The 14,208-nt window shown below is 69.6% G+C and carries 11 protein-coding genes; all 11 read left to right on the top strand.

The features are described from left to right. Positions 1–10: 10 nt before the first annotated feature. The 11 genes from uvrC to pgi all read left to right on the top strand — a co-directional run bounded on the left by uvrC (position 11) and on the right by pgi (position 14,208). Positions 11–2,152 carry an excinuclease ABC subunit UvrC gene (gene uvrC, locus OG844_RS36730; protein ID WP_406389322.1) on the top strand — a complete coding sequence of 714 codons (2,142 nt, stop codon included), beginning with the start codon at positions 11–13 and terminating at the stop codon, positions 2,150–2,152. Continuing rightward, positions 2,149–3,108, top strand: coding sequence for an RNase adapter RapZ (gene rapZ / locus OG844_RS36735; protein WP_406389321.1), 960 nt, complete (start codon positions 2,149–2,151; stop codon positions 3,106–3,108). The genes uvrC and rapZ overlap by 4 nt, the downstream gene beginning before the upstream one ends. Then, a complete protein-coding gene (gene yvcK, locus OG844_RS36740) occupies positions 3,105–4,139 on the top strand; it encodes a uridine diphosphate-N-acetylglucosamine-binding protein YvcK (protein WP_406389320.1) in 1,035 nt (344 codons plus the stop codon). The genes rapZ and yvcK overlap by 4 nt, the downstream gene beginning before the upstream one ends. Next, the gene (gene whiA / locus OG844_RS36745) at positions 4,130–5,119 is read left to right on the top strand and encodes a DNA-binding protein WhiA (protein WP_030919772.1); all 990 of its coding nucleotides are present in this window, start codon (positions 4,130–4,132) and stop codon (positions 5,117–5,119) included. The genes yvcK and whiA overlap by 10 nt, the downstream gene beginning before the upstream one ends. A 211-nt stretch (positions 5,120–5,330) precedes the next feature. Then, positions 5,331–8,264: a M14 family zinc carboxypeptidase gene (locus OG844_RS36750; RefSeq protein ID WP_406389319.1), complete on the top strand. Its 2,934-nt coding sequence runs from the start codon at positions 5,331–5,333 to the stop codon at positions 8,262–8,264. A gap of 223 nt (positions 8,265–8,487) precedes the next feature. Further along, positions 8,488–9,498 carry a type I glyceraldehyde-3-phosphate dehydrogenase gene (gap, locus tag OG844_RS36755; RefSeq protein WP_351176312.1) on the top strand — a complete coding sequence of 337 codons (1,011 nt, stop codon included), beginning with the start codon at positions 8,488–8,490 and terminating at the stop codon, positions 9,496–9,498. 112 nt (positions 9,499–9,610) lie between these two features. Continuing rightward, complete coding sequence (locus tag OG844_RS36760) at positions 9,611–10,822, top strand: phosphoglycerate kinase (RefSeq protein ID WP_406389318.1); 1,212 nt, start codon at positions 9,611–9,613, stop codon at positions 10,820–10,822. Between the two features lie 6 nt (positions 10,823–10,828). Further along, a complete protein-coding gene (tpiA, locus tag OG844_RS36765; RefSeq protein WP_406389317.1) occupies positions 10,829–11,605 on the top strand; it encodes a triose-phosphate isomerase in 777 nt (258 codons plus the stop codon). A gap of 114 nt (positions 11,606–11,719) precedes the next feature. Then, a complete protein-coding gene (gene secG, locus OG844_RS36770) occupies positions 11,720–11,956 on the top strand; it encodes a preprotein translocase subunit SecG (protein ID WP_069172160.1) in 237 nt (78 codons plus the stop codon). A gap of 109 nt (positions 11,957–12,065) precedes the next feature. Further along, positions 12,066–12,401: an RNA polymerase-binding protein RbpA gene (locus OG844_RS36775; RefSeq protein WP_079099553.1), complete on the top strand. Its 336-nt coding sequence runs from the start codon at positions 12,066–12,068 to the stop codon at positions 12,399–12,401. A 154-nt stretch (positions 12,402–12,555) separates the two neighbouring features. Next, complete coding sequence (pgi, locus tag OG844_RS36780; protein ID WP_406389316.1) at positions 12,556–14,208, top strand: glucose-6-phosphate isomerase; 1,653 nt, start codon at positions 12,556–12,558, stop codon at positions 14,206–14,208.

Consider the following 14,208-nt stretch of genomic DNA (forward strand, 5'->3'; position numbering starts at 1 on the left):
GGTGTGAGACATGGCAGACCCCTCCAGCTACCGCCCCAAGCCGGGACAGATCCCCGACTCCCCGGGGGTCTACAAATTCCGCGACGAGCACCGCCGGGTGATCTACGTCGGGAAGGCCAAGAACCTGCGCCAGCGCCTGGCGAACTACTTCCAGGACCTGGCCGGCCTCCACCCGCGCACGCGCACGATGGTCACGACTGCCGCCTCCGTCGAGTGGACCGTCGTCTCCACCGAGGTCGAGGCGCTCCAGCTGGAGTACTCCTGGATCAAGGAGTTCGACCCCCGGTTCAACGTCAAGTACCGCGACGACAAGAGCTATCCCTACCTCGCGGTCACGCTCAACGAGGAGTTCCCGCGCGTGCAGGTCATGCGCGGAGCCAAGAAGAAGGGCGTGCGCTACTTCGGTCCGTACGGTCACGCCTGGGCGATCCGCGAGACGGTCGACCTCATGCTCCGGGTCTTCCCCGTGCGCACCTGCTCCGCAGGTGTGTTCAAGAACGCCGCCAGGACCGGCCGCCCCTGCCTCCTCGGCTACATCGGCAAGTGCTCGGCACCGTGCGTCGGCCGGGTCAGCCCCGACGAACACCGCGAACTGGCCGAGGACTTCTGCGACTTCATGGCCGGACGGACGGGCACGTACATCCGCCGCCTGGAGAAGGACATGATGCAGGCGGCCGAGGAGATGGAGTACGAGCGGGCGGCCCGGCTGCGCGACGACGCCGAGGCGCTCAGGCGGGCCATGGAGAAGAGCGCCGTCGTCCTCGCCGACGCCACCGACGCCGACCTGATCGCGGTGGCCGAGGACGAGCTCGAGGCCGCCGTCCAGATCTTCCACGTCCGCGGCGGCAGGGTGCGCGGCCAGCGCGGCTGGGTCACCGACAAGGTCGAGGCCGTCGACACGGCGGGCCTGGTCGAGCACGCGCTCCAGCAGCTGTACGGGGAGGAGACGGGCGACTCCGTCCCCAAGGAGGTCCTCGTCCCGGCGCTCCCCGAGGACCCGGAAGCCGTCTCCCAGTGGCTCGCGGACCGCCGCGGCTCCCTGGTCAGCCTGCGCATCCCGCAGCGGGGGGACAAGAAGGACCTGATGGTCACGGTCCAGCGCAACGCCCAGCAGGCTCTGGGGCTGCACAAGACCAAACGCGCCTCCGACCTCACGACCCGCTCCCGTGCCCTGGAGGAGATCGCCGAGGCGCTCGGCCTGGACACGGCACCGCTGCGGGTCGAGTGCTTCGACATCTCGCATCTGCAGGGTGACGACGTGGTCGCCTCCATGGTGGTCTTCGAGGACGGACTCGCGCGCAAGAGCGAGTACCGCCGCTTCCAGATCAAGGGCTTCGAGGGCCAGGACGATGTCCGGTCGATGCACGAGGTCATCGGCCGCCGCTTCAAGCGCTACCTCCAGGAGAAGGAACGGACGGGGGAGTGGGAGGAGACTCCGGCCGCCACCGGCCCCGTACCGGCACCCGCGTCCGCCGCGCCCGTGGAGCCCGCACCCGGGTCGCCCGCGTCCGCCCCGTCCGTGGAGCCCGCACCCGCGGGCGCCGCCGGGGGCACACCCACCGCCCTGGCCGACGCCCCCGCCGAGCCCGGCGGAGAGCCCCGTGAGGAGCCCCGTGAGGACGACGGCCGTCCCAAGCGGTTCGCCTACCCGCCGCAGCTCGTCGTCGTCGACGGCGGGCAGCCCCAGGTCGCCGCGGCCAAGCGCGCCCTGGACGAGCTGGGAATCGACGACATCGCCGTCTGCGGCCTCGCCAAGCGCCTCGAAGAGGTCTGGCTGCCCGATGACGACGACCCGGTGGTCCTGCCGCGGTCCAGCGAGGGCCTCTACCTCCTCCAGCGCATCCGCGACGAGGCCCACCGCTTCGCGATCACCTATCAGCGCGCCAAGCGGGCCAAGCGCATCCGCAGCAGCCCGCTGGACGACGTCGCCGGTCTCGGCGCGACCCGCAAGCAGGCGCTGATCAAGCATTTCGGCTCCGTGAGGAAGCTGCGGCAGGCGACAATCGACGAGATCTGCGAGGTTCCGGGGATAGGCCGCAGGACGGCGGAATCAGTGGCCGCGGCCCTCGCCACGGCCGCCCCGGCCGCGCCCGCCGTGAACACGGCCACAGGAGAGATCATTGAAGAGGACGACGGGGGCAGCACGTCATGACCGAGCACGCGCATGAACGCCAGGACGACCGAGCAGACGGAGCAGCAGACGTGAGTACGGGAAGCACCAAGGAGAAGGCCGAGGCCGCAGTGCCGGCCATCCCCGAGCTGGTGATCATCTCGGGTATGTCGGGCGCCGGGCGCAGTACCGCCGCCAAGTGTCTGGAGGACCTCGGCTGGTTCGTCGTCGACAACCTCCCGCCCGAGCTGATCCCCACGATGGTGGAGCTCGGCGCCCGGTCCCAGGGCAACGTCGCCCGTATCGCGGTCGTCGTCGACGTACGGGGCCGCCGCTTCTTCGACAACCTCCGGCAGTCCCTCGCGGACCTGGAGGCCAAGCACGTCACCCGGCGGATCGTCTTCCTGGAGTCCTCCGACGACGCACTCGTACGCCGGTTCGAGTCGGTCCGCCGTCCGCACCCCCTCCAGGGCGACGGCCGGATCGTCGACGGCATCGCCGCCGAGCGCGATCTGCTGCGCGAGTTGCGGGGCGACGCCGACCTGGTGATCGACACCTCCAGCCTCAACGTGCACGAGCTGCGGGCCAAGATGGACGCGCAGTTCGCCGGCGACGAGGAACCGGAGCTGCGGGCCACGGTGATGTCGTTCGGCTTCAAGTACGGCCTGCCCGTCGACGCCGACCTCGTGGTCGACTGCCGCTTCCTGCCGAACCCGCACTGGGTCCCCGAGCTGCGTCCCTTCACCGGGCTCAACGAGGAGGTGTCCGACTACGTCTTCGACCAGCCCGGCGCCAAGGAGTTCCTCAACCAGTACACGGAGCTGCTCCAGCTGATCGCCGCGGGCTACCGCCGCGAGGGCAAGCGCTATGTGACCATCGCGGTCGGCTGTACGGGCGGCAAGCACCGTTCCGTCGCGATGTCGGAGAAGCTGGCCGCCCGGCTGGCCACCGAGGGGATCGAGACCGTGCTGGTACACCGGGACATGGGGCGCGAGTGACCAGTCGCAACATGCGCCTGCGCAGGCTGAGCAGAGCCACCTCCGCGCTCTCCGGCCGCAAGCGGGGCGCGCAGCCCAAGGTCGTCGCCCTCGGCGGCGGCATGGGCCTGTCGGCGTCGCTCACGGCGCTGCGCCGGATCACCGGCGATCTCACGGCCGTCGTCACCGTCGCCGACGACGGGGGATCCAGCGGCAGGCTCCGCGAGGAGCTGGGCGTCCTGCCGCCCGGCGACCTGCGCAAGGCGCTGGCCGCGCTGTGCGGGGACGACGAATGGGGCCAGACCTGGGCCCAGGTCATCCAGCACCGCTTCGAGTCCAAGGGCGATCTGCACGAGCACGCGGTGGGCAACCTGCTGATCGTCGCCCTCTGGGAACAGCTGGGCGACCACGTGCAGGCGCTCGACCTGGTCGGCAAGCTGCTCGGCGCCCACGGCAGGGTGCTGCCCATGTCCGCCGTACCCCTGGAGCTCCAGGCGCTCGTACGGGGTCACGACCCGGAGCGCCCAGAGGACATAGTCACCGTGCGGGGGCAGGCCACCGTGGCGCTCACCCCCGGTGAGGTGCAGTCCGTCCATGTGGTGCCCGCCGACCCGCCGGCGGTCCCGGAGGCCGTCGCGGCCGTCCTCGACGCCGACTGGGTGGTCCTCGGCCCGGGGTCCTGGTTCTCCTCCGTGATTCCGCACCTGCTGGTGCCCGAACTGCTCGACGCGCTGGTCTCCACGAAGGCCCGAAAGGTCCTCTCGCTGAACCTCGCACCGCAACCCGGTGAAACAGAAGGCTTCTCACCGCAGCGTCATTTGGAGGTTTTGGGACGACACGCCCCTAAACTCGCCTTGGACGTGGTGCTGGCCGACGAGGCTGCCGTGCCCGACCGTGAGTCCCTCGCCGACGCCGCCAAGCGGCTCGGAGCCGCGGTCGAGCTGGCCCCGGTGGCTTCGCCCGACGGTGTTCCGATTCACGATCCGGAGCTGTTGGCTGCCGCGTACGACCGTATTTTTCGGATGCATGGAAGGATCGGCCCATGGCGATGACGCCAGCGGTGAAGGACGAAATCTCTCGGCTTCCCGTGACCCGGACCTGCTGCAGAAAAGCAGAGGTTTCGGCGATTCTTCGATTCGCGGGCGGGCTGCACCTGGTGAGCGGCCGGATTGTGATCGAGGCCGAACTCGACACGGCGATGGCGGCGCGCCGGCTGAAGCGGGACATCCTGGAGATCTTCGGGCACAGCTCGGAGCTGATCGTGATGGCTCCCGGCGGACTGCGCCGGGGCTCCCGCTATGTCGTACGCGTGGTGGCGGGCGGCGATCAGCTCGCGCGCCAGACCGGGCTGGTGGACGGCCGCGGCCGGCCGATCCGCGGACTGCCCCCGCAGGTGGTCTCGGGGGCCACCTGTGATGCCGAGGCCGCCTGGCGCGGGGCCTTCCTGGCCCACGGTTCGCTCACCGAGCCCGGCCGCTCCTCCTCGCTGGAGGTGACCTGCCCCGGCCCGGAGGCCGCCCTCGCCCTGGTCGGAGCCGCCCGCAGGCTCTCGATCGCGGCCAAGGCCCGCGAGGTGCGTGGGGTGGACCGCGTCGTCGTCCGGGACGGCGACGCCATCGGAGCGCTGCTGACCCGTCTCGGCGCCCATGAGTCCGTGCTGGCCTGGGAGGAGCGCCGGATGCGGCGCGAGGTCCGCGCCACCGCCAACCGGCTCGCCAACTTCGACGACGCCAACCTCCGGCGGTCCGCCCGGGCCGCGGTGGCCGCAGGGGCCCGTGTGGGGCGCGCGCTGGAGATCCTGGGCGAGGAGGTCCCGGAGCACCTCGCGGCGGCCGGACGGCTGCGCATGGAGCACAAGCAGGCCTCCCTGGAGGAGCTGGGTGCCCTCGCCGACCCGCCGCTGACCAAGGACGCGGTCGCGGGCCGGATCCGGCGGCTGCTGGCCATGGCCGACAAGCGGGCCCAGGACCTCGGTATCCCGGGCACGGAATCCACCCTCAGCGAGGAGCTGGCCGACGGTCTCGTCGGCTGAGCGGTCGCGCACCTCCCGTCGCCGGCGCACCTCCCGAGGGTGTCGGCGACGGCATGGCCGGGACAGCCCTCGGGCCAGCCCTCATGCTTGCCCGGTACACGCTCTTTGTGCCGCAACGAGGCCCTATTGACATGGCCATGGACCATCACGAACCTGTCCTCTGTCCGCCGACCGGGCGGACGGAAGTGACAGACAACTGCATGGGGGGCTCATGAGACGCAGAGCGCGAGCGATCCTCGCCGCGGCTTCATTACTGATGGCCGGACTGGCGGTACCCGTTGCCCAGGCGGACCAGGGGAGGGGCGGCGGCGCGGACGGCCTGGGCGTCTGGCACGCGGAGGTCTCCGCGGCCCAGCTGCCGCTGCTGGCCGACGCGGGCACGGACAGCCACGAGCTGAGCGAGCAGGTGCCCGAACGGGGCTCGGCCACCGTGGAGCTCTACCTCACCGACGGGCAGGCCGGGGAGCTGCGCGGCAAGGGCGTCGAGATCACCGAGCACACCCTCTCCGCCAAGGCCTCGAAGCGGGTCGCGGCAGCCGGCGACGGCGTCTTCCGCCCGTACAGCGGCGAGAACGGCCTGCAGAAGGAGATCCTCGCGACCGCACAGGCCAACCCCGGCCTCACCAAGGTCGTCAGCATCGGCCGAACCGTCCGCGGCCAGGACATCCTCGCCCTGAAGGTCACCAAGGGCGCCAAGAAGGCCAAGGACGGCTCCAGGCCCGCCACGCTGTACATGTCCAACCAGCACGCCCGGGAGTGGATCACCCCGGAGATGACCCGCCGGCTGATGCACCACTACCTCGACGGGTACGGCAAGGACCCGAGGATCACGAGGATCGTCGACACCACCGAACTGTGGTTCGTGCTCTCCGCCAACCCCGACGGCTACGACTTCACCTTCACCGGCGAACGGGACTGGCGCAAGAACCTCCGCGACAACAACGGCGACGGCACCGTCACCCCCGGCGACGGCGTCGACCTCAACCGCAACTTCCGCTACAAGTGGGGCTACGACAACGAGGGTTCGTCGCCGGACCCGGGCGACGAGACCTTCCGCGGCACCGCGCCCTCCTCCGAGCCGGAGACCAGGGCGCTGGACGCCTTCCAGAAGCGCATCGGCTTCCAGTACGGGATCAACTACCACTCCGCCGCACAGCTGTTGCTGTACGGGGTGGGCTGGCAGGTCGCCACGGACACACCCGACGACATCGTCTACAAGGCGCTCGCCGGAACGCCCGAGAAGTCCGCCGTCCCGGGATACCGCCCACAGGTCTCCTCCGAGCTGTACGTCACCAACGGCGAGGCCGACGGACACGCGGCCAACGTCAACAGGATGATGATGTTCACGCCGGAGATGTCGACGTGCGCAACCGCCTCCCGGGTCGACCCCGACGACGCGTGGGAACCGGCCGACTGCGGCTCGATCTTCCGCTTCCCGGACGACGAGAAGCTGATCCAGCAGGAGTTCGCCAAGAACGTCCCGTTCGCGCTCGCGGTCGCCGAGTCCGCCGCTCACCCCGACCGGCCGGTCTCCCCGGTCGGCATCGACGCGCCCGACTTCACCCCTGACGCCTTCACCACCTCCTACGCCCGCGGCGGCGACCAGGAAGTGGCGGTCACCGTCCGCAAGTCCGTCCGCGACAAGCGCCTCAACTACCGCATCGACGGCGGCCGTACGCACACCGAGCGGCTCAAGGCCTGGGAGGGCGGCGAGACCTACGGCGGCGAGGACAACCTCCACTTCGACCAGTACCGCGCCGAGGTCGAGGACGCCGACGAGGGCGACACCGTCACGGTCTGGTTCACCGGCCGCACGACGGCCGGCAAGCGCACCTCCAGCACCCCCTTCACCTACACCGTCGCCGACCGGCCGCGCGGCGACACCCTGGTGATCGCCGATGAGGGCGCCCCCGCCCGGCACACCGCCGCGTACACCGGGGCGCTCGCGGCCAACGGGCACGGAGCGGCCGTCTGGGACGTCGCCGCGAACGGCGCCCCGCACGCCCTCGGGGTGCTCGGCCACTTCCGCACCGTCCTCTGGTACACCGGAGCGCAGCGCCCGGCTGCCGCGACCATGCTCGCGGTCCGTTCCTACGTCAACGAGGGCGGGAAGCTGATCAACGCCGGCGAGCAGGCGGGCGGGAACGTCACCGGCGCCGGGGGCACCGACGACTTCTCCCAGTACTACCTCGGTGCGTACAACAGGGTCGGGCTCAAGTCCCCGCCCTCCTTCGCAGGCTCCGGACGGCTGTCCGGGGCGACGGGAACGCTCGGCGACGTCCCGGACAACGCCCTGGAGGCGGCGGGCGCGTACACGGTCACCTCCGACACGCTGGACCCGGAGGAGTTCCCCCAGTTCCGCAGCGCCGCGGCGGGTGACTACCCGGGGGTCCGCACACCCTTCGAGCCGTACGAGGGCTCCTGGTTCGCCGCCGCCACCCACCAGGACGCCTCCTACAAGAGGCTCTCGCGCACCGTCGACCTGACGGGCACCACCGCGGCGGACGACCCCGGCCTGCGGTTCCAGCTCAGCTACGACACCGAGGAGGGGTACGACAACGTCGTCGTCGAGGCCCGCACCGTGGGCCAGGACGACTGGACGACCCTGCCCGACGCCAACGGCGGCACCGACACCGGCCTGCCCACGGACTGCGAGGAGGGCTACTACGCCCAGCTCCACCCCTTCCTCACCCACTACCTGACCGTGGGCGGAGACGCCTGCACCGGTACCGGGACCACCGGCGGCTGGCACCGGTTCACGGGCAGCTCCAACGGCTGGCAGCAGGTCTCCGTGGACCTCGGCGCGTACGCGGGCAAGCAGGTCGAGCTCTCGGTCTCCTACGTCACCGACCCGGGCTCGGGCGGCATCGGGGTCTTCGTGGACGACACCGAGCTCGTCGTCGGCGGGACGTCCCGGGACACCGAGGGCTTCGAGACCGCCCTCGGCCCCTGGAGCACTCCCGGGGCGCCGGCCGGCAGCCCGCAGAACACGGCCGACTGGACCCGTTCCGGACCGCTGTTCCATTCGCAGGCCGCCGTCACGACCCGTGACACCGTGCTGCTCGGCTTCGGCCTCGAACACGTGGCCGGTGCCGTCGAGCGGAAGCAGTTGATCGGAAAGGCGCTGAGAAGCCTGGGGCGTTGACGCTCCGTAACGATCGCACGGGCGGGGCCGGCGCCCCGCCCGTGCGATCGGCGCAGTGACGGAGGTCCGTATTCCTACTCGGGAGTACGGACCTCGCCGTCCGTTCCGTCCCTACTCGATGTCACTACCGGGCCCTCGGAGAGGTAGGGTCGGAGGCGGTCGGGGACATCCCATACAACTCGCCGGCGTCGAAAACCGGCGTACCTAACGAGGAGATCGGTTCGTGACGATCCGCGTAGGCATCAACGGCTTTGGCCGCATCGGTCGTAACTACTTCCGCGCGCTGCTGGAGCAGGGTGCGGACATCGAGATCGTGGCTGTCAACGACCTGGGTGACACTGCGACCACGGCCCACCTGCTGAAGTACGACACCATTCTGGGTCGTCTCAAGGCAGAGGTGAGCCACACCGCCGACACCATCACCGTCGACGGTCACACCATCAAGGTGCTCTCCGAGCGCAACCCGGCCGACATCCCCTGGGGTCAGCTGGGCGTCGACATCGTGATCGAGTCGACCGGCATCTTCACCAAGAAGGCCGACGCGGCGAAGCACATCGCGGGTGGCGCCAAGAAGGTCCTCATCTCGGCTCCGGCCAAGGACGAGGACATCACCATCGTGATGGGCGTCAACCAGGACAAGTACGACGCGGCCAACCACCACGTCATCTCCAACGCCTCCTGCACCACCAACTGTGTGGCGCCGATGGCCAAGGTTCTCGACGAGAACTTCGGCATCGTCAAGGGCCTGATGACGACGGTCCACGCGTACACCAACGACCAGCGGATCCTGGACTTCCCGCACTCGGACCTGCGTCGCGCCCGCGCCGCGGCCGAGAACATCATTCCGACCACGACCGGTGCCGCCAAGGCGACCGCTCTGGTCCTGCCGCAGCTCAAGGGCAAGCTCGACGGCATCGCGATGCGCGTCCCGGTCCCGACCGGTTCCGCTACCGACCTCGTCGTGACGCTGCAGCGCGAGGTCACCAAGGACGAGGTCAACGCCGCGTTCAAGAAGGCCTCCGACGACGGCGACCTCAAGGGTTTCCTGACCTACACCGAGGACCCGATCGTGTCCTCCGACATCGTCGGCGACCCGTCGTCCTGCACCTTCGACTCCTCCCTGACCATGGTCCAGGAGGGTACGTCGGTGAAGATCCTCGGCTGGTACGACAACGAGTGGGGTTACTCCAACCGCCTCGTCGACCTGACGGTCTTCGTCGGCGAGCAGCTCTGATCCTCGGATCGGCAGGCATCTCGATGTGAGCAAGGGGCTCGGGCGGCGCAACGTGGCGCCGTCCGAGCCCCTTGCGTGCTCATCCGTCCTTCCAAGGAGTACCGCAAACAAGATGAAGACGATCGACGAACTTCTCGCCGAAGGGGTCGCCGGAAAGCGGGTATTCGTCCGCGCCGACCTCAACGTGCCGCTCGACGGCACCACGATCACCGACGACGGCCGCATCCGCGCCGTCCAGCCGACGGTCGCCAGGCTCGCCGAAGCCGGCGCGCGGGTCGTCGTCGCCTCGCACCTCGGCCGCCCCAAGGGCGCCCCGGACCCGGCGTTCTCGCTGGCTCCCGCGGCCGCGCGCCTCGGTGAGCTGCTCGGTGCCGAGGTCGCCTTCGCGACCGACACCGTCGGCGAGTCCGCCCGCGCCACGGTCGGCGCCCTCACCGACGGCCGGGTCGCCGTCATCGAGAACCTCCGCTTCAACGCCGGCGAGACGTCGAAGGACGACGCCGAGCGCGGCGCCTTCGCCGATCAGCTCGCCGAGCTCGCCGACGTGTACGTGGGCGACGGCTTCGGTGCCGTCCACCGCAAGCACGCCTCGGTCTTCGACCTTCCGGCCCGGCTGCCGCACGCGGCCGGCGGCCTGATCGCCACCGAGGTCGGCGTTCTCAAGAAGCTCACCGAGGACGTCACGCGCCCCTACGTCGTGGTCCTCGGCGGTTCCAAGGTCTCCGACAAGCTCGGCGTGATCGACCACCTGCTGGAGAAGGCGGACCGCATCCTCATCGGAGGCGGCATGGCCTACACCTTCCTCAAGGCCCAGGGCCACGAGGTCGGCAGCTCCCTCCTCCAGGAGGACCAGATCCCGGCGGTGCTCGGCTACCTCAAGCGTGCCGAGGAGAAGGGCGTGGAGTTCGTGCTCCCCGTCGACGTCGTCGTCTCGGCGCAGTTCCCGGACCTCAAGGCCAAGACCCCGGGCCATCCCACCACCGTCGCCGCCGACGCCATTCCGGCCGGCGTGATGGGTCTGGACAACGGCCCGGAGACCAACAAGCTCTACGCCTCGAAGCTCGCCGACGCGGCCACCGTCTTCTGGAACGGCCCGATGGGCGTCTTCGAGCACCCCGACTACGCCGAGGGCACCAAGGCGGTCGCCCAGGCCCTCGTCGACTCCCCGGCCTTCAGCGTCGTCGGCGGCGGGGACTCCGCAGCCGCCGTCCGCATCCTGGGCTTCGACGAGAACGCATTCGGCCACATCTCGACCGGTGGCGGCGCCAGCCTCGAATACCTCGAGGGCAAGACGCTTCCCGGCCTCGCCGCACTGGAGGACTGACCCTTAATGAGCACCCGCACCCCGCTGATGGCGGGCAACTGGAAGATGAACCTCAACCACCTCGAGGCCATCGCCCACACCCAGAAGCTCGCCTTCGCGCTGGCCGACAAGGACTACGACGCCGTAGAGGTCGCCGTCCTGCCGCCCTTCACCGACCTGCGCTCCGTGCAGACCCTGATCGACGGCGACAAGCTGAAGATCAAGTACGGCGCCCAGGACATCTCCGCGCACGACTCCGGCGCGTACACCGGTGAGATCTCCGGCCCGATGCTCGCCAAGCTGAAGTGCACGTACGTGGCCGTCGGCCACAGCGAGCGCCGCCAGTACCACAGCGAGAACGACGAGATCTGCAACGCCAAGGTGAAGGCCGCCTACAAGCACGGTCTGACGCCGATCCTCTGCGTCGGTGAGGGCCTGGACATCCGCAAGGCCGGTGAGCAGGTCTCCTACACCCTCGCGCAGCTCGACGGCGCCCTGAAGGACGTCCCGGCCGAGCAGGCCGAGTCCATCGTGATCGCGTACGAGCCGGTCTGGGCCATCGGGACCGGCGAGGTCGCCACCCCCGAGGACGCCCAGGAGGTCTGCGGTGCGATCCGCCGCCGGCTCGCCGAGCTGTACTCGCAGGAACTGGCCGACGCCGTCCGTATCCAGTACGGCGGCTCGGTGAAGTCCGGCAACGTCGCGGCCATCATGGCGCAGCCCGATGTGGACGGTGCGCTCATCGGCGGCGCCGCCCTGGACGCCGACGAGTTCGTCAAGATCGTCCGCTTCCGCGACCAGTGAGTATGCGGTAGCGCCGATCCGTCGTACCCTTGCGGGGGCCGAGAGGGGTATCCCCCTCAGGCCCCCGCTGTTCGTACATGCAGTCCTAAAGATTCCGGAAAGTAGGGACCAGCCGTGATTTTGGCGTTCGAGATCGCCCTGATCGTCTTCAGCCTGCTGCTGATGCTGCTGGTGCTGATGCACAAGGGAAAGGGCGGCGGCCTCTCCGACATGTTCGGTGGCGGAATGCAGTCGTCCGTGGGCGGCTCGTCGGTCGCCGAGCGTAACCTCGACCGCATCACCGTTGTGGTTGGTCTGGCCTGGTTCGCGTGCATTGTCGTCCTTGGTCTGCTCATCAAGCTGGACAGCTGACCCGTCGTTCGCGATTCCCGGTGAGGGTGTAACTCCTTCCACTGGACGCGCGTTGGGCCTTACGTAGACTGGGGCATCTTCGAGCACCATCACGCAGGGAGTTACGACCGTGGCAAGTGGCAACGCGATCCGGGGAAGCCGGGTCGGAGCGGGGCCGATGGGGGAGGCCGAGCGCGGCGAGTCCGCGCCGCGCCTCCGCATCTCCTTCTGGTGCTCGAACGAGCACGAGACGCAGCCGAGCTTCGCCCATGACGCGCAGGTACCGGAGACCTGGGACTGCCCGCGGTGCGGCTTCCCGGCCGGCCAGGACCGGGACAATCCGCCGGCACCACCGCGCACCGAGCCGTACAAGACGCACCTGGCGTACGTGCGCGAGCGGCGCAGCGACGCGGACGGCGAAGCGATCCTCGCCGAAGCCCTCGCGAAACTCCGCGGCGAAATCTGAGAGCTGTTCACCGGCCGGTCACCCCACGGGTGCCCGGCCGGAATCCGTATGTCGTCCCACGGTCCGCTGCTGCCCCGTCGCGCCCTTCAGATCAATTAGGTTGGAGGGGCAGCGGGGATGTTGCAGGTACGAGAAGAAGTGGGCGATTTCCCGGATGAACGCACAAAGCCGAACGAAGCTCAATCAGACTCCCGAGTGGACGGCTCTCGGCAAGCACCGTGAGGAGCTCGGCGGCACCCATCTGCGTCAGCTGTTCGCGGACGCGCCGGACCGCGGGAGCGCGTACACCCTCCGGGTCGGCGACCTCCACATCGACTACGCCAAGCACCTGGTCACCGACGAGACGCTGGGCCTGCTGCGCGAGCTCGCCGTCGCCACGGACGTCGCCGGGCTGCGGGACGCGATGTTCCGCGGCGAGAAGATCAACACCACCGAGGACCGGGCCGTCCTGCACACCGCGCTCCGCGCCCCGCGCGACGCCGTGATCGAGGTCGACGGCGAGAACGTGGTGCCGGCCGTGCACGCCGTCCTCGACAAGATGGCCGCCTTCTCCGACCGGGTCAGGGCGGGCGAGTGGACCGGTCACACCGGCAAGCCCATCAAGAACATCGTGAACATCGGCATCGGCGGCTCCGACCTCGGCCCCGCCATGGCGTACGAGGTGCTGCGCTCCTTCACGGACCGCTCGCTCACCGTCCGATTCGTGTCCAACGTCGACGGCGCGGACCTGCACGAGGCCGTACAGGGCCTCGACCCGGCGGAGACGCTGTTCATCGTCGCGTCCAAGACCTTCACCACGATCGAGACGATCACCAACGCCACCTCCGCCCGCGACTGGCTGCTCACCGAGCTGAGGGCCGGTCAGGACGCCGTCGCCAAGCACTTCGTGGCGCTGTCGACCAATACGGAGAAGGTCACGGACTTCGGTATCGACACGGCGAACATGTTCGAGTTCTGGGACTGGGTCGGCGGCCGCTACTCCTTCGACTCGGCGATCGGCCTCTCGCTGATGATCGCCATCGGTCCGGACCGGTTCCGCGAGATGCTCGACGGGTTCCACCTCGTCGACGAGCACTTCCGCACCGCGCCCGCCGAGGAGAACGCCCCGCTCCTGCTGGGTCTGCTGGGTGTCTGGTACGGCGCGTTCTTCGACGCCCAGTCCCACGCCGTGCTGCCCTACAGCCACTACCTGTCCAAGTTCACCGCGTACTTGCAGCAGCTGGACATGGAGTCCAACGGCAAGTCCGTGGACCGGGACGGCAATCCGGTCGACTGGCAGACCGGCCCCGTCGTCTGGGGCACCCCCGGCACCAACGGCCAGCACGCCTACTATCAGCTGATCCACCAGGGCACCAAGGTCATCCCGGCGGACTTCATCGGCTTCGCCGCGCCCGTCGGCGACCTGCTGCCCGGCCTGATCGCCCAGCACGACCTGCTGATGGCCAACTTCTTCGCCCAGACCCAGGCCCTCGCCTTCGGCAAGACGCCCGACGAGGTCCGCGCGGAGGGCGTCGCCGAGGAGCTCGTTCCGCACAAGACGTTCCGCGGCAACCACCCGACGACCACGATCCTCGCCGACCGGCTCACCCCGTCGGTGCTCGGCCAGCTGATCGCGCTGTACGAGCACAAGGTCTTCGTCCAGGGTGCCGTCTGGAACATCGACTCCTTCGACCAGTGGGGCGTCGAACTCGGCAAGGTCCTCGCCAGGAAGATCGAGCCGGTCCTGACCGACGGCACCGGCGCGGAGGAGCTCGACAGCTCCACCGCAGCCCTCGTCTCCGCGTACCGCACGCTGCGGGGTCGCTGA

Source organism: Streptomyces sp. NBC_00887, from assembly GCF_045207585.1.